A 24,904-nucleotide genomic window follows, 5' to 3' on the forward strand; every position below is an offset into this window, starting at 1 on the left:
TGGCGGCTCGCGCGCGCCGCAGAATGCCCGGGCGGCCTACAATCGATGTCAACGAATTAACGAACCATCGACCAGGAGGCACCATGCAACAAGCAGAAAACATGCAGCCGGCGGATCATCTCGAACCATCAGCAAACCAATCGCTCGACGGCCGGCGCGTCGCCGTCCTCATGACCGACGGCGTCGAACAAGTCGAATACACCGAGCCGCGCCGCTTTCTTGAAGAGCAGGGCGTGACGGTCGTGCTGGTCTCGCCAAAGAAAGTGGGCGAACAGATCCAGGGCTTCAATCATCTTGAACCTGGCGACAAGTATGCGGTCGAACTGAACGTGGAAGACGCCAACGCGGACGACTTCGATCTGCTGCTGCTGCCGGGCGGCGTGGCCAATCCCGATAACCTGCGTTCGAGCCCGGAAGCAATTGCCTTCATCAAGGCGTTCGGCGACGGCGACAAGGCAATTGCCGCCATCTGCCACGGCGCGTGGCCGCTGATCGACGCCGGCATCGCCGAATCGAAGCACGTCACCAGCTGGCCTACGCTGCAGATCGATCTGGTCAACGCCGGCGCCGAATGGACCGACGACGAGGTGGTGGTCGACGGCAAGCTCATCACGAGCCGCAAGCCCGATGATATTCCGGCGTTCAACGAAGCCATCATGAAGCAATTGATGGTGCTGCAAGAGGCGGGCACCGATCCGGGGCCGACCTCGTAACCGTTCAGGGATGCGTCACTGCAAGTGTTCCCACAGCGTGACGCAACCGACCGCGATCAACACCAGGCCGCCGAAGATCTCGGCGCGCTTGCCGGCCAGGGCGCCAATGCGGCGGCCCACCAGCATTCCCAGCGTCACCATCGTCAGGGTCGCCAGGCCGATGGCCAGCGCCGGCCACACGATACCGGCGTCGGTGAACGCCAGGCTCACGCCCACCACCATCGCGTCGATGCTGGTGGCAAAGCCCGTCAATGCCAGCAGCCATAGTGGCCGCTTCGAGTCTTCGGCGGCCTCCGGCGCGCTGCAGCCTTCGTGGATCATGCGCACGCCCAGTCCGGTAAGCAGGATGAACGCGATCCAGTGATCCCAGCTCTCGACATAGGCGGCGGCAATGCTGCCCAGCGCCCAGCCGACCAGTGGCGTGGTGCCCTCGATCACGCCGAACAGCACGCCCACCTTGAGTGCATCCTTGAACCGTACGTGATGGCGGCGCGCGCCCATGGCAATGGCGACGGCAAAGGCGTCGGTGGACATGGCGAGGGCGAGGATGAGGATGGCGACGAGAGACATGACAGCTTTCCGATCGGGCACGACAACGGGCATGTCGCGCGGCCCGATCGTCGCGCAAACATGCCAATGGTCTTGCCAACCAGAAGGCTTGCGCACCATGACGTTGAGCGTCAAGTATGTTGATGCGACAAACTTCCGAAAGAGGAAGCAGGCTACTCCCCAAGGGCGGCGCTATGGTAACTCAGCAGTAGCGGATCGGCAAGGCGCGTTGCCGGCGTCAGGCGAGGGCAGTGCGGAGTCGCGCCGGGCGTGCCAGGCTGCGGCCGATCGGCAGTTCGACGCAGTAGTGGAACAGCGCCCCGGCGATGATGCTGGCGATCCAGGCGAACACGGCGCCTGCAGTTTGCACCAGCACGTCCTGCGGCGCGAAGCGAGTGAATGCCGCGTTGATGACAAGGCATACGGGAAAGTGGACCAAAAATACCGAGAACGAGATTTTTCCGGCGAAGCTGGCCACGCGCCATAGCCCGGATGGGTGCGATGCTGTACGCATGCGACCGTACGCAACAAGCTCGCACGCGACCAGCAGCGCGAGGGCAATACGGCTGCGGAAGTCGAGGGTCAGGGCGAACAGCGCCGGCACGGTCATCATGGTCAGCAGGATAGCGACCGAGTGGAGCCGACGCGCCGGGTCGCTTGCCCACCAGGCCAGCGCGCCCAGGCCATAGCTGCCGAGGAAGTAGGGGGCCCAGATATCCCAGTCGGCGTCGAGGTTGAAGTAGAGCAGTGAAGCGCCGACGGCTGTTGCCGTCATGGCGGGGATCAGGTACGGCGACACGTGCTTGCCCGATGCGCGGCTGCAGGCCCAGAGCAGGATGCTGAACAGCGCATACAGCTGGAAGTCGATGGCGACGTACCAGGCGCCGGCAGACAGCGCTTCGTAGGCGAGCACATCCTGCAGCAGGAAGGCATGCGCGATCAATTGCCCGCCGCTTGGTGGCGCTGAGATGGCATCGTGGGTCATCCAGATACTTGCCAACCATGAGGCGGCGACGGCCACCAGCATCGCGATGAAGAACGGGGGCGCCAGCTTGGTATAGCGGCGCAGGATGGTGGTCAGTGGATTGGCGGGACCGGACAAGCCTCGCGGTGACAATGACTTTGCGGCCAGAAAACCGCCGATGACCAGGAAAACCTGGACGGCGATGCGGGCGTCCTGTGCCAGCCAATCGATCAGCGCTGGCAAGATCTGGCGGGTGTGGTCAGCCATGGGGCCGTAGAACGCCAGGTGGTGCAGGACGATCAACTGGGCTGATATGGCTTTCAACAGGTTGATCATGCCGAATTCTGCCGGCCGTGCTGGCATTAATACGGGGTTCGCTCCGGCTTCAGCCTTCATTTGTATCCTGGGATGTTCGTATCTGGTCCGGGCGCGGCGGCTGCTGGATTGCTGCCGCTGGGCGGACGGGCGCTATCATAGCTGAGGTTGCCCGATGGACATGAACTTGTTTCAGGTGTGTATAACGCGGAATTTCATTTTTGAATGGCCGGTAAAAGCCGGTGTCAGGTCTGTCATTTGGACACGAGCTCTGCATTAACCTGAATGTTTAATTCGGGGAAACGCCCTGGAACTTGATGGTTTGCCCTTGGCGATGCTTGACTAAGGTTGAGCTTGTGTCTGAATGTCAGACCTGACCCCTGCTTGCTGCTTGAAGTTCGGGCAGGCGAGCGGAGGCGGACTGCAAGAAATCGCTTGCGCGATTTCCCTCTAGTTGGACGAATCGGAGAGCCTTGCGCTTGCAAGCGCAAGGCGGATTTCCGGCGGGGAGCGGTGCTCCCCGAATTCCCGGAAATCCCCCGCGTCCCGCGGGTTCGATCCCCGCCGCCCGTTAGCGCAGGCGAAAAAAAACCGTCCACAGGACGGTTTTTTTGGAATACTGGTGGAGGCGGCGGGAATCGAACCCGCGTCCGCAAGCACTCTACAGACAGTTCTACATACTTAGCACTATCATTTAATTTAGCCCGTACAGCGCGGATGTGCACGCTTTGGACAGGCGAGTTACCTTAAATTTCGGAAACAACCAAGTAACCCGGCTGAGTCCTAGCCTCTGTAAATGACTCTACTAGTCTTGCGACTCACCCCAGAGGCGAGGTGTTGTAGAGCTAGCAGCAATTAAGCTGCTTGTGCGTACGAGTTATCGTTTGCAGTTATTGATTTCTGGATGTATTTACGAGGTAACCAGTCCTCGGTATGCCCTGCGCTGCTTTGCAACCCACGTCGAAACCAGGTCGCCCCCAGTGTCGAGAAGCTTCATTGTACTCGATGGGCCAGCGATGTACAGCCGTTTTCCTTGGTTGCGCCTTAAAGTAGTCAACAATGAAAAACCTACAATGCATATCAGAATTGCAATATGCTGGTGGCGTCCATATTGCAACTGACAAGGTCTGTCATGACATGCATCGTTTGCGGCGATATCCAAATTGCAGGACTGGCAGGATGGCATGCAATGTGCCGCGCCTGCCGCTATGAAAGCGCTGCTTTGACGCCGGCGATCAACGCGCCCAGTGCGGTAGCAATGGATGAGGCGCAGCGCGAGGCGGCCCTCAAGGCGTTGCGAATCGAAAATTTCAACACCATCGTCGGGTATGCCAAGCAGTACGTGTCAGTCAGCAAGCCGCGGCTGCTGGATGTGGGTAGCGCGCATGGCTGGTTCCTCGAAGCAGCGCTGGGCCAATTCGATGTGCTCGGCGTCGAGCCCGATGCGGCGGTCGGCGAGCGGGCGGCGGCGCGTGGCTTGCCGGTGCGCTCAGGGTACTTTCCCGATGTGGTGGACCACGACGAACGCTTCGATGCCATTGTCTTCAACGATGTCATCGAGCATATTCCCGATATCCATAGCGCACTGGCTGCCTGCCACGCGCACTTGAACGACGACGGCATCCTGATCCTGAACCTGCCTAATAGCGGTGGGTTTTTCTACCGGCTGTCCAAAGTGTTGGCACGGATCGGCTGGCACGGGCCGTTCGAGCGCATGTGGCAAAAGGATATGCCATCGCCCCATGTTCATTATTTCGACCCGCGCAACCTGCGCGAGCTGGTGCTCAAGCAAGGGTTCACGATGGTGCAGACGGCTGAACTGCCTGCTCTGCGCGCCCAGGGATTGATGGAGCGCCTGCGCTACGTGGGCAATCCTTCGACGCTCTCGCTGTACCTGCAATACACCGTCATCCGCTGCGCCATTCCCATCCTGAGCCTGTTCCCAAGCGACATCATCGTCAGCATCTTCAAGAAAAAGAAAAAAGCCGCAAGCTGATCAGCTTGCGGCCAAGGGGAAGTGCTCGACGACCAACGCTTAACGGTTGCGATTAGCAATTTCGTTGCCGATCATGCCGCCGCCGATCACGCCGGCCACGGTGGCCAGTTTCTTGCCGTTGCCGCCGCCGATCTGGTTACCGATCAGGCCGCCGATGACGGCGCCGGTACCGATGCCGACATAGTTCGGCTGGGCCGGTGCCGGTTCCGAATAGCGCGGCTGCTCATAGCGCACTTGTTTCGGCGCTGCGTGCACCACACGGGTTTTCTCGACCACGCGCACCACCGGCTTTTCCTTGACGATCACGGTCGGCTGCTGCTGGACCACCGGCTGGGCATATGCCAGCTGATTAGCAGGCACCATCGCCGGCACCATGGCAGGGACCAGTTGCTGCTGGTTCGCCGAAACCGGCATCAGCTGGCCGTTCTGCACCATATAGCCGTTCGGCACTTGCAGGCCAGGCTGCTGCATGCCGGGTTGCTGCAGGCTGTAAGGCGACGTCGCTGCCAGAGGCATTGGCTCGGGGGCGCTCTTCGACGTTGGCAGCAGACCAGTGATCGCTGCGGCACCGGTCAGGCTGACAATGATGACCGACGCTGCTGCGGCTGCCATCATTGGGTGAATGCGGTTGGTAGTGGTTTCCATGATCTGCTCCAGTGAGTTATTGCTTGTTCGTATGGATGTAGATTAATGGCGAGGCCGCTTCCAAGCTAGACGCATCCCTGTATCAATCGTAAAGAGATGTAAGCCAGCCCTTGTGACTTGTTGGCTTGGATAAACAAAAATGGCGCCCGGAACAGGGCGCCATCGTGGCAATCCGCGCGGGCAGGGCGCCCGGGCCAGGTCGATCAGGCCGCCTGATCGGCCCGCGACATGCCGGCAGCTACGTCGCGCAGTGCAGCCAGCAATTGATCCGGCGTATCGAACAGGTAGTCAGCGCCCCAGGTCGACGGCGCAATGGCGCCGCAATAACCCCAGGCGCAAGCCACCGTGACCATGCCGGCGGCCTTGCCAGCCTCGATATCGCGCAGGTCGTCGCCGACATACCAGCACTGTTCTGGTGCAAGGTTCAGCCGGCGGGCGCCTTCGAGCAGCGGGGCGGGGTGCGGTTTGGCGAACCCGGTGGTGTCGCCCGAGATAATGCAGCCGGCATGCGCGAGAGCGATTTGCGGTACCAGCGGGTCGGTGAAGCGCGACGGTTTGTTGGTGACGATGCCCCACGTCATGCCCGCGTCTTCGATGCCGGCGAGCAGTTCATTGATACCGTCAAACAGCGTCGTATGGTTTGCCATGGCCGACTGATAGCGGTCGAACCACGCCAGGCGCAGTTCTTCGTAGCCGTCATCACCCGGCGCCAGGCCGAAGGCGGCGCCGATCATGCCGCGCGCGCCGGCGGAGGCTGTAGGGCGCAGCACTTCGTACGGCGTCTCGTCCAGGCCGCGCTCGGTGCGCAGCCAGTTGACGGCCGCAGCCAGGTCGGGCGCGGTGTCGGCCAGCGTGCCATCGAGGTCGAACAGGACGGCGCGCGGCGCCGGAATCGAAACGGGAGTCAACGCAAATGAGGTCATCTGGATCACAGAGGTTTGGTGCACGCCACCATGTAGTTCACACTGGTGTCGCTGTTGAGCGAGTAGATCTTGGTCAGCGGATTGTAGGTCAGGCCCTTCAAGCCATCGACCTGCAACCCGGCCTGGCGCACGAATTGCGACAGCTCCGCCGGCGTGATGAATTTGCCGTAGTCGTGCGTGCCGCGCGGCAGCATGCGCAGGATGTATTCAGCGCCGATCACGGCGAACAGGTACGACTTCGGATTGCGGTTCAGCGTGGAGAAGAACAGATGGCCGCCCGGTTTCACCAGGGCCGCCGCGGCGCGCACGATCGAGGCCGGATCGGGCACGTGTTCCAGCATTTCCATGCAGGTCACCACGTCGAACTGGCCGGCTTCTTCGAGCGCCATGTCTTCTGCCGCGATGTGCTTGTAGCGTACCTCGACGCCTGATTCCAGGCTGTGCAGGTCGGCCACTTTCAGCGCCTTTTGCGACAGGTCGATGCCGGTCACCTTGGCGCCTTTTTTCGCCATCGCTTCGGACAGCACGCCGCCGCCGCAGCCGATGTCGATCACGTTTTTGCCGGCGAGCGGCGCGCGCGCGTTGATCCACTCCAGGCGCAGGGGATTGATTTCGTGCAGCGGCCGGAATTCCGAGGTTGGATCCCACCAGCGGTGGGCCAGTTCGCTGAACTTCTGAATTTCTGATGGGTCTGAATTTGTCGTCGTCATAGCTCGGAATAATAACCGACCTTCCCCCGATTCGGGGGAAGGTCGTCCCCGCGAAGGCGGGGACCCAAGTTCTGCGGGAATAGTCGACACCCAAACGACGTCGTCCCCGCGAAGGCGGGGACGACGTGCTTACTGCAACTACCTTACTGAATTACTTGGCAGCGCTACGGGTGCCAACCACTTCGATTTCCACGCGGCGGTTCTGTGCGCGGCCTTCGGCGGTGGCGTTGTCCGCTTTAGGCTGGGTCTCGCCCTTGCCTTCGGTGTAGACGCGGGTTTCTTCGATGCCCTTTTCTTTCAGGTAAGCCTTGACAGCTTCTGCGCGGCGGATCGACAGTTTCTGGTTATAGGCATCGGTACCGATCGAGTCGGTGTGACCGACGGCGATGATGACTTCCAGGTTCATGTCGCCCAGCTTGCCGCTCAGTTCGTCCAGCGATGCCTTGCCGGCTGGCTTCAGGATCGCTTTGTCGAAGTCGAAGAAGGCGTCGGCCGAATAGCTGACTTTTTCCGAGGTTGGCACTGGTGCGGCTTCAGGCACTGGCGCCGGTGCTGGTGCAGGGGCGGCTGGCGCTGGTGGTGCGACGCACTTGCCGTTTTCAAGTTTCTCTGGCTCGACGCACAGCGGCGCGTCGCAACCTGGCACCGCGTCAGCCGGGGTCCAGTAGCCGGTACGCCAGCACAGACCGAAAGGATTGCGTGCGATCACGCCGCGGCTGTCCTGCACATAAGCACTGTAAGGGGTGCGCGCTTGCAGGTCGGTGGTCAGCGGCGCGTAAGGTGGAGCGCTTTGGGCAGAGGCGACGCCCGCGATAGCGGCCGTTGCTGCGAACAGAACAGTGATCAGTTTTTTCATATTCTTTTCCTTTCGGTAAATTCCGTGTCGATTCAGACAGTCTCCATGTGGTCATAAGAATAACATGGCGGCTGCTCTGTCCGTTTCGTATTGTGAAACAAGCAATTGACTTCCTGGCCATTCTGCCACATGCACCAAAATCGCACGACTGCACCCAAATCAAACACGGAGCATTTATCGCTTGACGTTGTTTAAGCGCAACATTCGCACAAGCGCGCGTCGTTGGTGACGACAATACTGGAACTTTTGGGGTCGTCGGCCCGATTTTCCCCATCAAAAAGGCCTGGCCCGGAATTGAGCATCTGGCATGTCTCGCGTGGTAGAATCGCCCGTTGCAACTTATAACCATCGCCTGAAAGCAGTCGACCCGCCAATGGATCAATTCGCAAAAGAAACAGTCCCGATTTCCCTCGAAGAAGAGATGCGCAAGAGCTATCTCGATTACGCGATGAGCGTGATCGTGGGCCGCGCACTGCCGGATGTCCGCGACGGCCTGAAGCCGGTGCACCGGCGCGTGCTGTACGCGATGCACGAAATGAACAACGTGTGGAACCGGCCTTACCTGAAGTGCGCGCGCGTCGTCGGCGACACGATGGGCAAGTTCCACCCGCACGGCGACTCGTCGATCTACGACACGCTCGTGCGCATGGCGCAAGACTTTTCGCTGCGCTACACGCTGGTCGATGGCCAGGGCAACTTCGGTTCCATCGACGGCGACAGCGCCGCGGCGATGCGCTACACCGAGTGCCGCTTGGACAAAATTGCCGGCGAGATCCTGGCCGACATCGACAAGGACACCGTCGACTTCCAGCCGAACTATGACGGCAAGGAAAAAGAGCCGACCGTCCTGCCAACCCGCATCCCGAACTTGCTGATCAATGGTTCGTCGGGCATTGCAGTGGGCATGGCCACCAATATCCCGCCGCACAACCTGTCCGAAGTGATTGCCGGCGCGATGCACGTGCTGCACAACCCAGATTGCACCATTGACGAGCTCATCGAGCTGATCCCGGCGCCGGACTTCCCGACCGCCGGCATCATCTATGGCGTCTCGGGCGTGCGCGACGGTTACCGCACCGGCCGTGGCCGCGTGGTGATGCGCGCCAAGACCCACTTCGAAGAAGTCGGCCGCGACGGCGCCCGCACGGCGATCATCATCGACGAGCTGCCGTACCAGGTAAACAAGAAGTCGCTGCTCGAGCGCATCGCCGAAAACGTGCGCGACAAGAAGCTCGAAGGCATTTCCGACATCCGCGACGAGTCCGACAAGTCGGGCATGCGCGTGGTCATCGAACTCAAGCGTGGCGAAGTACCTGAAGTGGTGCTGAACAACCTGTACAAGCAGACGCAGTTGCAAGACACGTTCGGCATGAACATGGTCGCGCTGGTCAATGGCCAGCCGAAGCTGCTGAACCTCAAGCAGATGCTCGAGTGCTTCCTGTCGCACCGCCGCGAAGTCGTCACGCGCCGCACCGTGTTCGAACTGCGCAAGGCGCGCGACCGCGGCCACATGCTCGAAGGCCTGGCCGTCGCGCTGGCCAATATCGACGACTTCATCGCGATCATCAAGGCGGCGCCATCGCCGCCGGTCGCGAAGGTCGAGCTGATGCAGCAAGCCTGGGATTCGTCCCTGGTGCGCGAAATGCTCAATCGCACCGAGACCGGCGCGGCCGGCGGCATCGAAGCCTTCCGCCCCGAGCACCTGCCGAAACACTACGGCATGCAGCAAGATGGCCTGTACAAGCTGTCGGACGAACAGGCGCAAGAGATCCTGCAGATGCGCCTGCAACGCCTGACGGGCCTCGAGCAAGACAAGATCGTCAACGAGTACAAGGAAGTGATGTCGCACATCGCCGACCTGCTCGACATCCTGGCCAAGCCGGAACGCGTGACCACGATCATCGTCGACGAAATGACGGCGATCAAATCAGAGTACGCCGACAATGGCAAGGATGCGCGCCGTTCGGCCATCGAACACAATGCCAGCGACCTCGAAACCGAAGACCTGATCACGCCGCAAGACATGGTCGTGACGCTGTCGCACTCGGGCTACATGAAGTCGCAGCCGGTGTCCGAATACCGCGCGCAAAAGCGCGGCGGCCGTGGCAAGCAGGCGATGGCGACGAAAGAAGACGACTGGATCGACCAGCTCTTCATCGCCAACACGCACGATTACATCCTGTGCTTCAGTAACCGTGGCCGCATGTACTGGCTCAAGGTCTGGGAAGTGCCGCAAGGCTCGCGCAACTCGCGTGGCAAGCCGATCGTCAACATGTTCCCGCTGCAAGACAACGAAAAGATCACCGTCGTGCTGCCGCTGCAGGGCGAGAACCGCACCTTCCCCGAAGACCACTATGTCTTCATGTCCACCTCGCTGGGCACCGTCAAGAAGACGCCGCTGCGTGACTTCTCCAATCCACGCAAGGCCGGCATCATCGCGGTCGACCTGGACGAAGGCGACGTGCTCGTTGGCGCGGCGCTCACCGACGGCAAGCACGACGTGATGCTGTTCTCCGACGCCGGCAAGGCCGTGCGCTTCGACGAGAACGACGTGCGTCCGATGGGCCGTACGGCGCGCGGCGTGCGCGGCATGAACCTCGAGGAAGGCCAGGAAGTCATCGCGCTGCTGGTGGCCGAGAACGAGCAGCAGACCGTGCTTACCGCCACCGAGAACGGCTTCGGCAAGCGTACCCCGATCACGGAGTACACGCGCCATGGCCGCGGCACGAAGGGCATGATCGCGATCCAGACCTCCGAGCGTAACGGCAAGGTGGTGGCCGCGACCCTGGTCGAGCCAAGCGACGAGATCATGCTGATCACGACCGGCGGCGTGCTCATTCGCACCCGTGTGGCCGAGATCCGCGAGATGGGCCGTGCGACCCAGGGCGTGACCCTGATCGCGGTGGAAGACGGCACCAAGCTGTCCGGCCTGCAGCGCATCGTCGAGACCGACCTCGAAGAAGTCGAGCTCGAGCCGGCGCCCGAGTAATTCTGGCGCCAGGGTGGGAACGCGCATGCGTTCCCACCCGTTGTTGACACCGATTCGATGGGCTTTGCGACCCGCATGGAGACCCAATGAAACACATCCTCTTCGCCGTCATCGTCGCGTGTTCGGCCCTGCCGGCACGGGCCCAGGCGCCCTTACCAGTCACTGCGATCAGCCCTCAGGCCGATGCCGCCGTCAAGGAACTGCTCGATGCGATGGACGTGCGCACAATGATGACCGCATCGTTTGCCGAGATGGAGAAAACGATGCCGGCCGTGATGCGCGCCCAAGCCCTGGCAGAAGTAAACGCCGACCCGGGCGCAAGCGAGGAAAGCCGCGCCGATGCGCTGGCCCGGATCGACCGGTTCGTGCCGCATGCGGCCGAGGCGGTCAGCCGGCTGATGCGCGATCCGGCGCTGATCGACCAGATGGTTGCCGAGATCGGGCCGCTGTATGCCCGACACTATACGGTGGCCGAACTGCAGCAGCTCACTGCGTTCTATCGCACGCCGCTGGGCCGCAAGATGCTGGCCCTGAGCCCGCGCCTCGGCGCCGAGAGCATGGCAATCGGCCAGAGAGTGGTCGCGCCGCGCCTGAGCGCCTTGCTGACGGAAGTGATGCAAAGCGCACAGGTCAAGTAAATATCGTCGAAAGGACCGCATGACCCAGATCTTCAATTTCTCGGCCGGCCCCGCCGTGCTGCCGAAAGACGTGCTGCAACAGGCCGCGAGCGAAATGCTCGACTGGCACGGCAGCGGCATGTCGGTGATGGAGATGAGCCACCGTGGTCCCGAATTCAGTAGCATCCACCGCCAGGCGCTCGATGACCTGCGCGAACTGCTCCACGTCCCGGCCAACTATAAAATCCTGTTCCAGCAGGGCGGGGGGCTCGGGCAGAACGCCATCGTGCCGCTGAACCTGGCCGGGCGCCGGCCAGAGCCGGTGATCGACTTCATCCACACCGGTTCATGGTCGGGCAAGTCGATCAAGGAAGCGGCGCGCTATGCACGCGTGAACGTCGCGGCGTCGAGCGAGGCGGAGCACTTCGCGCGCGTGCCGGCGCGCGACACGTGGCGCCTCACGCCAAATGCCTCCTACCTGCATATCTGCACCAACGAGACCATCGACGGCGTCGAGTATCCCGACGCGCCCGAGATCGATCCCGCATTGTTCCCCGACTTGCCGATCGTGGCCGACATGTCGTCGCACATCCTGTCGCGCGAGATCGACGTGTCGAAGTACGGCGTGATTTTCGCCGGCGCGCAAAAGAACATCGGCCCGGCGGGCCTGACGCTCGTGATCGTGCGGGAAGATCTGCTCGATTTCGCCTCGCCCCAGTGCCCGTCGGTCTTTCACTGGAAGACCTGCGCCGAACACGACTCGCTGTACAACACGCCGCCGACCTATTCGATCTATATCGCGGGCCTGGTGTTCGCGTGGCTGAAACGGCGCGGCGGCGTGGCGGCGATGGAAGCGCTCAATATCGAGAAAGCGCGCTTGCTGTACGCCGCGCTCGATGCCGACGATTTCTACGCCAACCGCGTGGATCCCGCCTACCGCTCGCGCATGAACATCCCGTTCTATCTGCGCGACGAATCACTGAACGACCAATTCCTGGCCGGCGCGAAGGCGCGCGGGCTGCTGCAACTGAAGGGCCACAAGTCCGTCGGCGGCATGCGGGCATCCATTTATAACGCGATGCCGATCGAGGGCGTACAAGCCCTCGTCGATTATTTGAACGAGTTTGCAAGACGGTGAACCATGTCGCCGGCATGGAACGTCGGGTTGGCGGGTCCCCCGCCGACGCGTTCGACGCACGGTTGAATCCACACCACGCAAACCATATCGACCTACTGCATAACGATGACAGACAAACTCACCCCCCTGCGCGAACGCATCGATGCGATCGACGCACAGATCCTCAAGCTATTGAGTGAGCGCGGCCAGATCGCGCAAGCGGTCGGCCACGTCAAGGCCGAGACCAACGCCCCGGTATTTCGCCCCGAGCGCGAAGCGCAGGTGCTGCGCGGCGTGGCCGAGCGCAATCCCGGTCCGCTCAAGGACGGCGACGTCCAGACCATCTTCCGCGAAATCATGTCGTCCTGCCGCGCGCTCGAAAAGCGCGTCACGGTCGCTTTCCTCGGCCCCACCGGCACCTTCAGCGAACAGGCCGTGTTCCAGCAATTCGGCTCGGCCATCGACGCGCTGCCGTGCGTGTCGATCGATGAAGTGTTTCGCGCCACCGAGGCGGGCACCGCCGATTTCGGCGTGGTCCCCGTTGAAAATTCGTCCGAAGGCGCCATCAACCGCACGCTCGACCTGCTGCTGGCAACGACCACCATCATCAGCGGCGAAGTCTCGATCGCCGTGCACCACAGCCTGATGAGCAAGACCGGCTCGATGGATGGCGTGACCGCCGTGTGCGCGCATTCGCAGGCGCTGGCACAGTGCCAGGTGTGGCTGAACCAGCATTACCCGCACATCGAGCGGCGCGCCGTCGCATCGAACGCCGAGGCGGCGGTGCTGGCCAGCCAGGATCCGACGATCGCGGCGATTGCCAGCGAGATGGCGGGCGAGCAGTATCGCCTGGGCGTCGTGCAGGCCCACATCCAGGACGATCCGCACAACCGCACGCGCTTTGTCGTGATCGGCCAGTTGCAGACCGGCCCGTCGGGCAAGGACCGCACCGGCATCGTGCTGGCCGTGCCGAACAAGGCCGGCGCCGTCTACAACCTGCTGGCGCCACTCGAAAAACACGGCGTGTCGATGACCCGTTTCGAATCGCGCCCGGCGCGCATCGGCACCTGGGAGTACTACTTCTATGTCGACATCGAGGGCCACGTGCATGACGCCGCCGTCGCACGCGCGCTCGAGGAACTCAAGGACAACGCCGCCTTTTTCAAGGTGCTGGGTTCTTACCCGCAAAGCCTTTAAAACGAATACGAAAGAGATTTTCATGTCGACATTTGGTCCAGAATACGTCCGTGCCATCGCCCCCTACCAGGCCGGCAAACCGATCGCCGAAGTGGCCCGCGAATACGGTCTCGATGAAGCATCCATCGTCAAGCTGGCGTCGAACGAAAACCCGTTCGGCATCCCGGCATCGAGCCGCGCCGCGATGCTCGAAGCGGCCGCAGACCTTGGCCGCTACCCGGACGCCAACGGCTTCGAGCTGAAGACCGCGCTGGCCAAGCGCTACGACGTGCCGCTCGAATGGATCACGCTCGGCAACGGCAGCAACGACATCCTCGAGATCGCGGCCCACGCCTTCGTGCAGCAGGGCGAAGCGGTGGTGTATTCGCAGTATTCGTTTGCCGTGTACGCGCTGGCCACGCAGGGCGTCGGTGGCCGCGCCGTCGTGGTGCCGGCCGTCGACTACGGGCATGACCTCGATGCGATGGCAGCCGCGATCGACGCCGACACGCGCCTGGTGTATGTCGCCAACCCGAACAACCCGACCGGCACCTTCATCCCGGCCCCGCAGATCGAAGCGTTCCTGCAAAAGGTGCCGGCCAACGTGATCGTCGTGCTGGACGAAGCCTATAACGAATACCTGGCGCCCGAGCACCAGTTCGAGTCGAGCGCCTGGGTGCGCAAATACCCGAACCTGATCGTCTCGCGCACCTTCTCGAAGGCCTACGGCCTGGCCGGGCTGCGCGTGGGCTTCGCCATCGCACAGCCCGAGGTCACCGACCTGATGAACCGTATTCGCCAGCCGTTCAACGTCAACTCGCTGGCGCAGGCCGCTGCGGTGGCGGCGCTGAACGACACGCCGTTCCTGGACCAGGGCGCGCGCAACAACGCCGAGGGCTATCGCCAGATGATCGCCGCCTTTGAAGCACTGGGCCTCGAGTACGTGCCGTCGTTCGGCAACTTCGTGCTGGTCCGGGTCGGCAACGACGACGGCGCCGGCGCGCGCGTCAACGTCGCGCTGCTCAAGCAGGGCGTGATCGTGCGCCCGGTCGGCAACTACGGCTTGCCGCAGTGGCTGCGCATCTCGATCGGCCTGCCGCAAGAGAACGCGGCCTTCATCGCAGCGCTGACGAAGGCGCTCGGCTAGATGCTGAAAAAGATCGTTATCGTCGGCGTCGGCCTGATCGGCGGTTCGTTCGCGCTGGCGCTCAAACGCGCAGGGCAGGTGCAGGAAGTGGTCGGCGTTGGCCGGCATCCCGAGGCGCTGGCCCGGGCGCTCGAATTGGGCATCATCGACCGCGTGTGCGATGACTACGCCGATGCGATGGCCGGCGCCGATCTGGTGCTGCTGGCCGCGCCGGTCGCGCAAACCGGTCCGATCCTGGCGGCGCTACAGCCGCATCTGGCGCCCGGCACGGTCGTTACCGATGCCGGCAGCACCAAGTGCGACGTGGTGCTTGCGGCCCGTGCGGCATTGAAAGAGCGGGTACACCAGTTCGTGCCGGGCCATCCGATCGCGGGCAGCGAGTCGAACGGGCCCGATGCCGCGCTGGTCGGCCTGTACCAGGGCAAAAAAGCCGTGCTCACGCCGCTGCCCGAGAACGCGCCGGCCGCCGTGGAGCGTGTCGCTGCCGCCTGGCGCGCCTGCGGCGCCGTGATCCACACGCTCACGCCCGAGGACCACGACCGCGTGTTCGCCGCCGTCAGCCACCTGCCGCACTTGCTGGCCTATGCGCTGGTGGACGACATCGCCGGCAAGCCGCACGCCGAGATGCTGTTCCAGTATGCCGCCAGCGGTTTTCGCGACTTCACGCGCATCGCCGGTTCGTCGCCCGAAATGTGGCGCGACATCAGCCTGGCCAACCACAGTGCGCTGCTCACCGAGCTCGATGCATATCTGGCACAATTGACGTCGATGCGGGCCATGCTGGCCGCAGGCGATGGCGCCGGATTGCAAGACATCTATGCGAACGCGCAGCGCGCCCGCCACGAGTGGCAGATCGCCATCGAGGCCGATAATGGGCCACATGAGCCGCGCCCGCCAATCCAGGAAAACACATGACGCAGCAAAAACACTACCCGCAGCATATCGACCTCGAACCTGTCCTGCATGCGCAAGGGACGGTGCGGCTGCCGGGTTCCAAGAGCATCTCGAACCGCACGCTGCTGCTGGCTGCGCTGGCCGAGGGCACGACCACGATCCACGACATGCTGGCATCGGACGACACGATGGTCATGCTGGGCGCACTGCGTTCGCTGGGCATCAAATGGGATGAAGTCGACGAGCGCACGGTGATCGTGCACGGCAACGGCGGCGAGCTGCCCGAACCGGCGGCCGACCTGTTCATGGGCAATGCCGGCACCGCGATCCGGCCACTGACGGCGGCACTGGCCGTGATCGGCGGTGATTACACCTTGCACGGCGTCTCGCGCATGCACGAGCGGCCGATCGGCGACCTGGTGGAGGCATTGAACGAAGTCGGCGCGCAGATCGAGTACACCGGCGAGCAGGGCTTTCCGCCGCTGCGCATCCGTCGCGGTCACATCACGGCCAACCGCATGGCCGTGCGCGGCAATGTATCGAGCCAGTTCCTCACCGCGCTGTTGATGGCCGCGCCGCTGATGGCCAAGTCGCATCCGGTGTCCATCGACGTCGTGGGCGAGCTGATTTCAAAGCCGTATATCGAGATCACGCTCAACCTGATGCGCCGCTTCGGCGTCGAGGTCGAGCAGAATGGCTGGGCCTCGTTCACCGTGCAGCCTGGCCAGCGTTATCAAAGCCCGGGCACCATCCACGTCGAGGGCGATGCGTCGTCGGCGTCATACTTCCTGGCTGCCGGCGCGATCGCGGGCGGACCGGTGCGCGTCGAAGGCGTCGGTGAACACAGCATCCAGGGTGACGTGCGCTTTGCCGATGCGCTCGAACGCATGGGCGCCATCGTCACGCGCGGCGACAACTGGATCGAGGTGCAGTCCAATGGCGTACTCAGGGCCATCGACGCCGACTTCAACCACATCCCGGATGCGGCGATGACGATCGCGGTCGCGGCGCTCTACGCCGACGGTCCGAGCACGCTGCGCAATATCGCCAGCTGGCGCGTGAAGGAAACCGATCGCCTCAGTGCGATGGCGACCGAACTGCGCAAGGTCGGCGCCGAGGTGGAGGAGGGGCCGGACTACATCCGCATCACGCCGCCCGAAGAACTCAAGCCTGCCACGATCGACACCTACGACGACCACCGGATGGCGATGTGCTTCTCGCTCGCGTCGCTCGATGGCAAGGCGCGCCGTGGTAACGCGATGCGGATCAACGATCCGAAGTGCGTGGCCAAGACCTTCCCCGACTACTTCGAAGCGTTTGCGGGCATCGCGCGCAACGAGCTGTTTTAATCCAGACGACAAGCCTATGCCCAATTCCAACGTACCAGTCATCACCATCGACGGCCCGACCGCTTCCGGCAAGGGCACGGTGGCCAGCCGCGTCGCCGACCGCCTGAGTTTCCATTTGCTCGATTCGGGTGCGCTGTATCGCCTGACGGCGCTGCAGGCGCTGCGCCGCAATCTGCCGCTGGCGGACGAACATGGCATCGCCAAGCTGGCCGAACACCTGCCGGCGCGCTTCCAGGGCGAGGCGATCTATCTGGCGCACGAAGACGTGAGCCACGCGATCCGCGCGGAAGAGGTGGGCAATATGGCGTCGAAGATCGCCGCACTGCCGAGCGTGCGCCAGGCGCTGTTCGGCCTGCAGCTGGGCTTTCGCCAGACGCCGGGCCTGGTGGCCGACGGGCGCGATATGGGCACGGTGATCTTTCCGACTGCCAAGCTTAAAGTGTTCCTCACTGCAAGCGCTGAGGCACGCGCGCAACGCCGTTATAAGCAATTGATTGACAAAGGCTTTTCTGCTAATATGAACGACCTGCTGGCTGATTTACGGGCTAGAGACGAGCGCGACACAGGTCGCGCAGTCGCTCCCCTGGTCGCTGCAAGCGATGCGCATATCCTGGACACGTCCGAGATGGGGGTGGACCAGGCGGTCGAGCAAGTCATGGCCTGGTATGCGCAGAAATAAGACTTTGAATGGCGTCGTGGTGCTTGTGTCAATCGGTTGCAGTCCGGACCGGTAGTCATCAGCACCTGAACGTCATTCCCGCGCAGGCGGGAATCCCAGTTCGATGCGTCATCGTTGGCTCGAGTCATCGCCGTGGTGGTTAGCAAGCAAACTTGGATCCCCGCCTTCGCGGGGACGGCGGTCTTGAGGCTGACGGCTTTTTTTACTGAGCCGTTATCCAAAAACCATTGTCCTTTGGTGCTTGCGACAGCATCTTCGCCGTCGCAAGCGTGTTTTAACCTAACCCAGTTCAGTCCGCACTATCGTCGGCCTGCTGGCTAACATGAAATAAACAAACTTTTATGTCTACTGCAACTCAAGATACCGGTATGGAAAGCTTCGCAGCCCTCTTCGAGGAATCGCTGCAACGTCAAGACATGCGTTCGGGCGAAGTCATTTCGGCTGAAGTCGTGCGTCTGGATCACAACTTCGTGATCGTCAACGCCGGCCTGAAGTCGGAAGCCTTCATTCCGGTCGAAGAATTCAAGAACGACCAGGGCGAACTGGAAGTTCAGATCGGCGATTTCGTTTCCGTGGCTATCGAGTCGCTGGAAAACGGCTTCGGCGACACCATCCTGTCGCGCGACAAAGCCAAGCGTCTGGCTTCGTGGCTGGCACTGGAAAAAGCAATGGAATCGGGCGAGATCGTCACCGGTACCGTCAATGGCAAAGTCAAAGGCGGCCTGACCGTCCTGACCAACGGCATCCGCGCGTTCCTGCCGGGTTCGCTGGTTGACACCCGTCCAGTCAAGGACACGACCCCATTCGAAGGCAAGACCCTCGAATTCAAGGTCATCAAGCTGGACCGCAAGCGTAACAACGTCGTGCTGTCGCGCCGCGCTGTCATCGAAGCATCGATGGGCGAAGAGCGTCAGAAGCTGATGGAAACGCTGAAAGAAGGTACCGTGGTTACCGGTATCGTCAAGAACATCACCGACTATGGCGCATTCGTCGACCTGGGCGGCATCGATGGCCTGCTGCACATCACCGACCTGGCATGGCGTCGTGTGCGTCACCCATCCGAAGTCCTGTCGGTTGGCCAAGAGATCACCGCCAAGGTCCTCAAGTACGATCAAGAGAAGAACCGCGTCTCGCTGGGCGTCAAGCAGCTGGGCGACGATCCATGGACCGGTCTGTCGCGTCGTTACCCACAGAGCACCCGCCTGTTCGGTAAAGTCACGAACCTCACCGACTACGGCGCGTTCGTCGAAGTCGAGCAGGGTATCGAAGGCCTGGTCCACGTGTCCGAAATGGACTGGACCAACAAGAACGTGGCGCCAAACAAAGTTGTCCAGCTGGGCGACGAAGTGGAAGTCATGGTTCTGGAGATCGACGAAGAGCGCCGCCGTATTTCGCTGGGCATGAAGCAGTGCAAAGCGAACCCATGGGACGACTTCGGCATGACCCACAAGAAGGGCGACAAGGTCAAGGGTTCGATCAAGTCGATCACCGACTTCGGCGTGTTCATCGGCCTGCCAGGCAACATCGATGGTCTGGTGCACCTGTCCGACCTGTCGTGGACCGAAGCCGGCGAAGAAGCCGTGCGTCGCTTCAAGAAAGGCGACGAACTGGAAGCCGTGGTGTTGGCCATCGACGTCGAGCGCGAGCGTGTTTCGCTGGGCGTGAAGCAACTGGAAGGCGACCCGTTCAACACCTACTCGTCGATGAACGACAAGGGTTCGCTGGTCACCGGCACCGTGAAATCGGTTGAGCCAAAAGGCGCCGTGATCTCGCTGTCGGAAGAAGTCGAAGGCTACCTGCGCGCTTCGGAAATCTCGCGTGACCGCGTTGAAGATGCTGGCACCCACCTGAAAGTCGGCGACACCGTCGAAGCTCTGGTGATCAACATCGATCGCAAAGCGCGCAGCATCCAGCTGTCGATCAAGGCGAAAGACAACGTCGATACGCAAGAAGCAATGAGCAAGCTGTCGAACGACAATAGCGCAGCTTCGGGCACGACCAGCCTGGGCGCGTTGCTCAAGGCTAAGTTCGACAACAAGAACTAATCAGGATCTCCTGAGGAGCTGTGCAGATGACCAAGTCCGAGCTGATTAACCGACTGGCTGAGCGTTATTCTCAGCTGGTGGCAAAGGATGCGGAGTTTGCTGTCAAGACCATCCTCGATGCGATGACCAACGCCCTGGCGACCGGGCAACGCATCGAGATCCGTGGTTTCGGCAGTTTTTCGCTGAACAGCCGCCCACCGCGCATCGGCCGCAATCCGAAGTCCGGCGACAAGGTGATGGTGCCCGAAAAACGGGTGCCGCATTTCAAGCCGGGCAAGCAGTTGCGCGAGCAGGTGGACGCGATGGTCGGGCAACCGATCATCAACGATTGAGTCAGTGCTGGCACCAGAAAACGGCATCCGCAAGGGTGCCGTTTTTTTTTGGGGTTTGGGTGCTGATTGGGCAGGTGGCGGCGGTGTGAACTTGGGTTCCCGCCTCCGCGGGAACGACGGTTTTACGCGTGTCAGCAAGAATATTGCCGCTAGTTGTTAGCCCAAAGACCGTCATTCCCGCGCTCGCCGGGCGCCTTGGCGGGAATCCAAGTTACGCACCGCCGCCGATACATCAGCGCTCGCCACCACCCACTACCATTTTGAAATATGATGACGGATATGCGACACTTCGCCCTCACACCATTGTCCAGCGGAACCTGTTGATGAAATTCGTCTCGACCATCGTCGGATTTATCCTGTTCATCCTGTTCTTCGGCTTCGCCCTGAAGAACACCAAAGAAGTCGACCTGCATTTTTTCCTCGACTATGAATTGCGCGGCCCCCTCGTGCTGATGCTGCTGGCGTTCTTTGTTGCCGGCGCCGCCTTCGGCATCCTGGCCCTGGCGCCGACCGTGTTCCGCCAGCGCCGCGAAAAGTGGCAGCACAAGTACACCATCCAGGCACTGCAAAGCGCCGCCGGCACCGGTGTGGTCGCGACCACGCCACCGCCGCCGGATGCCGTCCCACCGGTTTTGCCCCGCCACTAACAACAAGAACGCCATGGAATTTGAACTCTGGATGCTGCTTGGCATCCCCTTCTTCTTTGGCCTGGGCTGGCTTGCCGCCCGGGTCGACATCAACGAGCTGGTCTCCGAATCGCGCACGCTGCCGCGCGGCTACTTCAAGGGCCTGAACCACCTGCTCAACGACCAGCCCGATAAAGCCATCGATTCGTTCATCGAAATCGTGAAGCTCGATCCCGAATCGAGCGATATGCACTTCGCGCTGGGCAATCTGTTCCGCCGCCGCGGCGAAACCGAGCGCGCAATCCGTGTGCACCAGAACCTGCTCGCGCGTCCGGACTTGCCGAGCGAAGAAAAAGCGCACGCGCAATACGAACTGGGCATCGACTACCTGAAGGCGGGCCTGCTGGACCGCGCCGAGGAATCGTTCAATGGCCTGGCCGCCACGCCGTATGCGGTGCAGGCCCGCCGCTCTCTGCTGGAAATCTATCAGCGCGAAAAAGAATGGAAGCGCGCCATCGAGGCAGCCGAGGACTTGCAAGAGTCTGGCGCCGGCGCACGCCAGAAAGAAATCGCCCAGTTCTATTGCGAACTGGCGGCCGATGCGCTGGTGCACATGGCGCCGAGCGACGCGATGCTGCTGCTGGACAAGGCCCTGGAGGCAAACCGTCACAGCGTGCGCGCCACGATCCTGCGCGGCGACGCGCTGCTGGCCCAGGGTGATGTAGAAGAAGCGCTCAAGACCTGGCGCCGCGTCGAGCAGCAGAGCGTGCCCCACGTGGCCCTGGTCGCCGCGCGCCTGATGGATGGCTACCGCAAGGTGGGCCGGCCGCAAGAGGGCGTCAACCTGCTGCGCTCGTACCTGGCCGAAGCGTCGTCGATCGACCTGATCGAAGTCGTGTTCAAGGCCGTCATCGAGCTCGACGGCGTGGAAGCGGCCAAGGGGCTTGTGGTGGAAGAATTGCGCCGTAATCCAACGCTGCTCGGCCTGGATAAATTGCTCGAGGCGCGCCTGATGGATGCACCGGCCCATATCTGGGAAGAGCTGTCGATGGTCAAGAACCTGGTGCAGCGCTACACGCAAAAGCTGGCCCGCTACCAGTGCAGCCACTGCGGCTTCAAGGCGCGCCAGTTCTACTGGCAATGCCCGGGCTGCAACCGGTGGGATTCGTACCCGCCACGCCGCACCGAAGAACTCAACGTCATGAACTGATGTGCATGGAACGAACTGAATGACCAGCGCCATGAAGACTACCCCAAGCCGCCTGCTGGTGGCCGACGACTACCGCCAGCAGGCGGCCCCCGAACTGTCCGCCGTGCGCCTGCTGGTGGTGGGCGACGTGATGCTCGACCGCTATTGGTTTGGCGAAGTCTCGCGCATCTCGCCGGAAGCGCCGGTGCCCGTGGTGCGCATCGAGCGGCGCGAGGAGCGACTGGGCGGCGCGGCCAACGTGGCCCGCAATGCGGCCGCGCTGGGCGCCCACACGGGCCTCCTGGGCGTGGCTGGGGCCGATGAAGCGGGCGACGAGGTCGAGCGCCTGCTGCAGGGCGCCGGCATCCACAGCTATCTGAAGCGCGACGAAGCGATCTCGACCATCATCAAGCTGCGCGTCATCGGCCGCCAGCAGCAGATGGTGCGCATCGACTTTGAAGACGCGCCGACCGAGACCGTGCTGCGCGATAAGCTCAGCCAGTTCAAGGCGCTGCTGCCGGACTACGACGTCATCATCCTGTCCGACTACAACAAGGGCGCGCTGGTCAATGTCGCCGAGATGATTGCCTTGGCCCGTGCGGCGGGCAAGATCGTGCTGGTCGATCCGAAGGGCGACGATTTCACGCCCTATAAAGGCGCGAGCATCCTCACGCCAAACCGCGCCGAGTTGCAGCGCGTCGTCGGCGGCTGGAAGAGCGAGACGCAATTGCTCGAAAAAGCCCAGGCGCTGCGCGTGGAGCTGGGCCTGGATGCGCTCTTGCTGACGCGCTCCGAAGAAGGCATGAGCCTGTTCACTGCCGACGAAGTGCTGCACGTGAACGCCGAAGCGCGCGAAGTGTTCGACGTGTCCGGCGCCGGCGACACCGTCATCGCGACGCTGGCCACGATGCTGGGCACGGGCGCGCCGCTGGGCGAAGCGCTGGTGACGGCGAACCGCGCCGGCGGCATCGTCGTCGGCAAGCTGGGCACGGCCACCGTGACCCGCGAAGAGCTGTTTTCGAGTTAAGTCGAGCTTGAGCTCAGTTTGTGCCCCGTCAAGTCCGGCCCGTCAACGACGCGCCGGGCGATCCGTTAGAAGACCGATGGGCGGCGTCGCCGTCCAGCGTCTTTAACCAACGGAGAAATTCGATGATCAAGAAACTGTTGCTTGCCTTCGCCGCGCTGGCCATCTCGAGCGGGATCGCGTTCGCCCAGGTCGATGTGAACAAGGCCGATGTGGCCGCGCTCGATGGCGTCAAGGGTGTGGGCCCGAGCATGTCCAAGGCCATCCTCGACGAACGCACCAAGGGCGAGTTCAAGGACTGGAACGATCTGCAGTCGCGCGTGAAAGGGCTTGGTGAGAAAAAGTCGGCCAAGCTGAGCGAGTCGGGCCTGGTGGTCAACGGCAAGGGCAAGGAAGGTGCGGCGGCCAAACCAGCTGGGGCCAAGGCCGAGAAGTCGGCAGCGAAACCGGCCGACGCCAAAGCTGCAATGTGACATGTATTGACTGACAGCTTCACGGGCGCGTGGCAAGATGGTCAAGCTCTTCAAGACGTTGCTTGCACATCAAAATCAGAAAGGTCGTCATGCCTCACGCCCGTGTTTCCACCGCCTTGCTGGCAGCCCTGCTGGCTGCTTCAGGCGTCGCTTCCGCTGCTGCCCCAGACGCACCCGCCACACCGAAACAACCCAACATCACCAGCCAGCAAGCCCAGATCACCAAGATCCTCGGTGAGGTCTCGCAACAACGGATTGAAGGCCATATCCGCAAGCTGGTCAGCTTCGGCACGCGCCACACGATGTCGGACACCGAATCGACCACGCGCGGCATCGGCGCCGCCCGCCGCTGGATCAAGGCCGAGCTCGAGCGCTGCGGCGCGGGCACGCCGTTGCAAGTGACGTATGACAGCCACGTGGCGCCCGTCTCGGCGCGCATCACCAAGCCGACCGAGATCGTCAACGTCGTCGCGACACTGCCGGGCACGCAGGCGCAATCCAAAGAGCGCATGTACGTGGTCAGCGGTCACTACGACTCGCGCGCCTCGGACGTGATGGACGCCACCTCGGATGCGCCGGGCGCGAACGACGATGCCTCGGGCACCGCCGCCATCATGGAACTGGCGTGCGTGATGGCCAGGTACAAGTTCGATGCGACGCTCGTGTTCATGGCGGTCGCAGCAGAAGAGCAGGGCCTGATCGGCGCCCGCCACTGGGCGGTGGGTGCGCGTGAAAAGAACTGGAACGTGGCCGGCATGTTCACCAACGACATCATCGGCAGCTCGAAGGGCGACGACGGCAAGGTCGACAACAAGCAGGTGCGCCTGTTCGCCCAGAGCATCCCGGCGACAAAGGAGATGAACGAGACCGTGCGCCAGCTGGTGGCCACGGGCGGCGAAAACGACTCGCTGTCGCGCCAGCTCGCGCGCCATACGAAAGAGCAGGGCGAGCGTTACGTGAAAGGTTTTAAAGTCACGGTCGTCCAGCGCCCTGACCGCTATCTGCGCGGAGGCGACCACATGCCGTTCCTCGAGCAGGGTTACGCCGCGCTGCGCTTCACGGAACCAGCCGAAGACTTCGCGCACCAGCACCAGGACCTGCGCACCGAAGACGGCAAGGTGTACGGCGACACGATCGATCACGTCGACTTCGACTACATCGCCAAGGTCACGCGCGTGAACGGCGCGGCGATGGCCTCGCTCGCGTTGGCGCCGGCCGCACCGCAAGAGGTCAAGCTGCGCACCGCGGGCCTGACCAACGATTCGACGCTGGTATGGAAAGCCAATGGCGAGCCTGACCTGGCCGGCTATCGCATCGTCTGGCGCGATACCACCAGCGCCAATTGGGAAGGTTCCAAGTGGGTGGGCAACGTGACGGAAGCCACGCTCGACCTGTCGAAAGACAATGTGTTCTTCGGCGTGCAGGCGATCGACAAGGACGGCAACGTCAGCGTCGCCACGTACCCGACGCCGCTGCGGTAAGACGGCGCCTGAAGCAGATCGAGGGGCCGCGATGCAGAGTCTGCATCGCGGCCCTTTGCGTTGTCCGGCCCGTACGCCGACGCCGAGGTGCTTCT

At 62.4% G+C, this 24,904-nt stretch carries 23 protein-coding genes, 1 other RNA gene and 1 riboswitch; of the genes, 17 read left to right on the forward strand and 7 right to left on the reverse strand.

Going from position 1 to position 24,904, the window contains the following annotated elements; all coding sequences use genetic code 11:
• The first annotated feature begins 83 nt into the window (after window positions 1–83).
• A complete protein-coding gene (locus AB2N08_RS19755; RefSeq protein WP_367612612.1) occupies window positions 84–713 on the forward strand; it encodes a type 1 glutamine amidotransferase domain-containing protein in 630 nt (209 codons plus the stop codon).
• 15 nt (window positions 714–728) lie between these two features.
• Here the strand turns inward: AB2N08_RS19755 and AB2N08_RS19760 are convergent, their stop codons facing one another.
• The 3 genes from AB2N08_RS19760 to ssrA all read right to left on the reverse strand — a co-directional run bounded on the left by AB2N08_RS19760 (window position 729) and on the right by ssrA (window position 3,520).
• Entirely contained in the window at window positions 729–1,283 is a 555-nt protein-coding gene (locus AB2N08_RS19760; RefSeq protein ID WP_367612613.1) for a manganese efflux pump MntP, read from the reverse strand.
• A gap of 3 nt (window positions 1,284–1,286) precedes the next feature.
• Window positions 1,287–1,460: riboswitch (yybP-ykoY riboswitch) on the reverse strand.
• 40 nt (window positions 1,461–1,500) lie between these two features.
• Window positions 1,501–2,562, reverse strand: a complete 1,062-nt coding sequence (locus AB2N08_RS19765; RefSeq protein WP_367612614.1) for an acyltransferase family protein — start codon at window positions 2,560–2,562, stop codon at window positions 1,501–1,503.
• Window positions 2,563–3,161: 599 nt separating this feature from the next.
• Window positions 3,162–3,520: a transfer-messenger RNA gene (gene ssrA / locus AB2N08_RS19770) on the reverse strand.
• Between the two features lie 114 nt (window positions 3,521–3,634).
• Here ssrA and AB2N08_RS19775 point away from each other — a divergent pair.
• Window positions 3,635–4,537, forward strand: coding sequence for a class I SAM-dependent methyltransferase (locus AB2N08_RS19775; protein ID WP_367612615.1), 903 nt, complete (start codon window positions 3,635–3,637; stop codon window positions 4,535–4,537).
• A gap of 39 nt (window positions 4,538–4,576) precedes the next feature.
• On the opposite strand, the gene AB2N08_RS19780 is transcribed toward AB2N08_RS19775, so the two are convergent.
• From AB2N08_RS19780 to ompA, 4 genes are all read right to left on the reverse strand, one after another.
• Window positions 4,577–5,182: a glycine zipper 2TM domain-containing protein gene (locus AB2N08_RS19780; protein ID WP_367612616.1), complete on the reverse strand. Its 606-nt coding sequence runs from the start codon at window positions 5,180–5,182 to the stop codon at window positions 4,577–4,579.
• 203 nt (window positions 5,183–5,385) lie between these two features.
• Window positions 5,386–6,105 (reverse strand): HAD family hydrolase, encoded by a 720-nt coding sequence (locus tag AB2N08_RS19785; protein ID WP_367612617.1) that lies wholly within the window; start codon window positions 6,103–6,105, stop codon window positions 5,386–5,388.
• A gap of 5 nt (window positions 6,106–6,110) precedes the next feature.
• The gene (gene ubiG, locus AB2N08_RS19790; RefSeq protein WP_367612618.1) at window positions 6,111–6,815 is read right to left on the reverse strand and encodes a bifunctional 2-polyprenyl-6-hydroxyphenol methylase/3-demethylubiquinol 3-O-methyltransferase UbiG; all 705 of its coding nucleotides are present in this window, start codon (window positions 6,813–6,815) and stop codon (window positions 6,111–6,113) included.
• A 151-nt stretch (window positions 6,816–6,966) separates the two neighbouring features.
• A complete protein-coding gene (ompA, locus tag AB2N08_RS19795; RefSeq protein WP_367612619.1) occupies window positions 6,967–7,671 on the reverse strand; it encodes an outer membrane protein OmpA in 705 nt (234 codons plus the stop codon).
• Between the two features lie 373 nt (window positions 7,672–8,044).
• Between ompA and gyrA the strand changes: the two genes are divergently transcribed.
• From gyrA to AB2N08_RS19870, 15 genes are all read left to right on the forward strand, one after another.
• Window positions 8,045–10,660 (forward strand): DNA gyrase subunit A, encoded by a 2,616-nt coding sequence (gyrA, locus tag AB2N08_RS19800; protein WP_367612620.1) that lies wholly within the window; start codon window positions 8,045–8,047, stop codon window positions 10,658–10,660.
• 86 nt (window positions 10,661–10,746) lie between these two features.
• Window positions 10,747–11,298: a DUF2059 domain-containing protein gene (locus tag AB2N08_RS19805; RefSeq protein ID WP_367612621.1), complete on the forward strand. Its 552-nt coding sequence runs from the start codon at window positions 10,747–10,749 to the stop codon at window positions 11,296–11,298.
• Between the two features lie 19 nt (window positions 11,299–11,317).
• Entirely contained in the window at window positions 11,318–12,415 is a 1,098-nt protein-coding gene (gene serC, locus AB2N08_RS19810) for a 3-phosphoserine/phosphohydroxythreonine transaminase (RefSeq protein WP_367612622.1), read from the forward strand.
• Between the two features lie 105 nt (window positions 12,416–12,520).
• A complete protein-coding gene (gene pheA, locus AB2N08_RS19815; protein ID WP_367612623.1) occupies window positions 12,521–13,591 on the forward strand; it encodes a prephenate dehydratase in 1,071 nt (356 codons plus the stop codon).
• 22 nt (window positions 13,592–13,613) lie between these two features.
• Window positions 13,614–14,717, forward strand: coding sequence for a histidinol-phosphate transaminase (hisC, locus tag AB2N08_RS19820; protein WP_367612624.1), 1,104 nt, complete (start codon window positions 13,614–13,616; stop codon window positions 14,715–14,717).
• Entirely contained in the window at window positions 14,718–15,632 is a 915-nt protein-coding gene (locus tag AB2N08_RS19825; RefSeq protein ID WP_367612625.1) for a prephenate dehydrogenase, read from the forward strand. It abuts the gene before it with no gap.
• A complete protein-coding gene (aroA, locus tag AB2N08_RS19830; RefSeq protein WP_367612626.1) occupies window positions 15,629–16,960 on the forward strand; it encodes a 3-phosphoshikimate 1-carboxyvinyltransferase in 1,332 nt (443 codons plus the stop codon). The genes AB2N08_RS19825 and aroA overlap by 4 nt, the downstream gene beginning before the upstream one ends.
• 16 nt (window positions 16,961–16,976) lie before the next feature.
• The gene (gene cmk / locus AB2N08_RS19835; RefSeq protein ID WP_367612627.1) at window positions 16,977–17,639 is read left to right on the forward strand and encodes a (d)CMP kinase; all 663 of its coding nucleotides are present in this window, start codon (window positions 16,977–16,979) and stop codon (window positions 17,637–17,639) included.
• A 341-nt stretch (window positions 17,640–17,980) separates the two neighbouring features.
• Window positions 17,981–19,684, forward strand: coding sequence for a 30S ribosomal protein S1 (gene rpsA, locus AB2N08_RS19840; RefSeq protein WP_367612628.1), 1,704 nt, complete (start codon window positions 17,981–17,983; stop codon window positions 19,682–19,684).
• 26 nt (window positions 19,685–19,710) lie between these two features.
• Window positions 19,711–20,016, forward strand: a complete 306-nt coding sequence (locus AB2N08_RS19845) for an integration host factor subunit beta (RefSeq protein ID WP_183550085.1) — start codon at window positions 19,711–19,713, stop codon at window positions 20,014–20,016.
• Between the two features lie 323 nt (window positions 20,017–20,339).
• On the forward strand, window positions 20,340–20,663 hold the full coding sequence (locus AB2N08_RS19850; protein ID WP_367612629.1) for a LapA family protein: 324 nt from the start codon (window positions 20,340–20,342) through the stop codon (window positions 20,661–20,663).
• Window positions 20,664–20,676: 13 nt separating this feature from the next.
• Window positions 20,677–21,852: a lipopolysaccharide assembly protein LapB gene (gene lapB, locus AB2N08_RS19855; protein ID WP_367612630.1), complete on the forward strand. Its 1,176-nt coding sequence runs from the start codon at window positions 20,677–20,679 to the stop codon at window positions 21,850–21,852.
• 31 nt (window positions 21,853–21,883) lie between these two features.
• Complete coding sequence (gene rfaE1, locus AB2N08_RS19860; protein ID WP_367612631.1) at window positions 21,884–22,858, forward strand: D-glycero-beta-D-manno-heptose-7-phosphate kinase; 975 nt, start codon at window positions 21,884–21,886, stop codon at window positions 22,856–22,858.
• A gap of 122 nt (window positions 22,859–22,980) precedes the next feature.
• Entirely contained in the window at window positions 22,981–23,328 is a 348-nt protein-coding gene (locus AB2N08_RS19865) for a ComEA family DNA-binding protein (protein WP_367612632.1), read from the forward strand.
• Window positions 23,329–23,417: 89 nt separating this feature from the next.
• Complete coding sequence (locus AB2N08_RS19870) at window positions 23,418–24,809, forward strand: M20/M25/M40 family metallo-hydrolase (protein WP_367612633.1); 1,392 nt, start codon at window positions 23,418–23,420, stop codon at window positions 24,807–24,809.
• Window positions 24,810–24,904: the final 95 nt, after the last annotated feature.

Source organism: Massilia aurea, assembly GCF_040790145.1.
GTDB lineage: Bacteria > Pseudomonadota > Gammaproteobacteria > Burkholderiales > Burkholderiaceae_D > Telluria > Telluria aurea_C.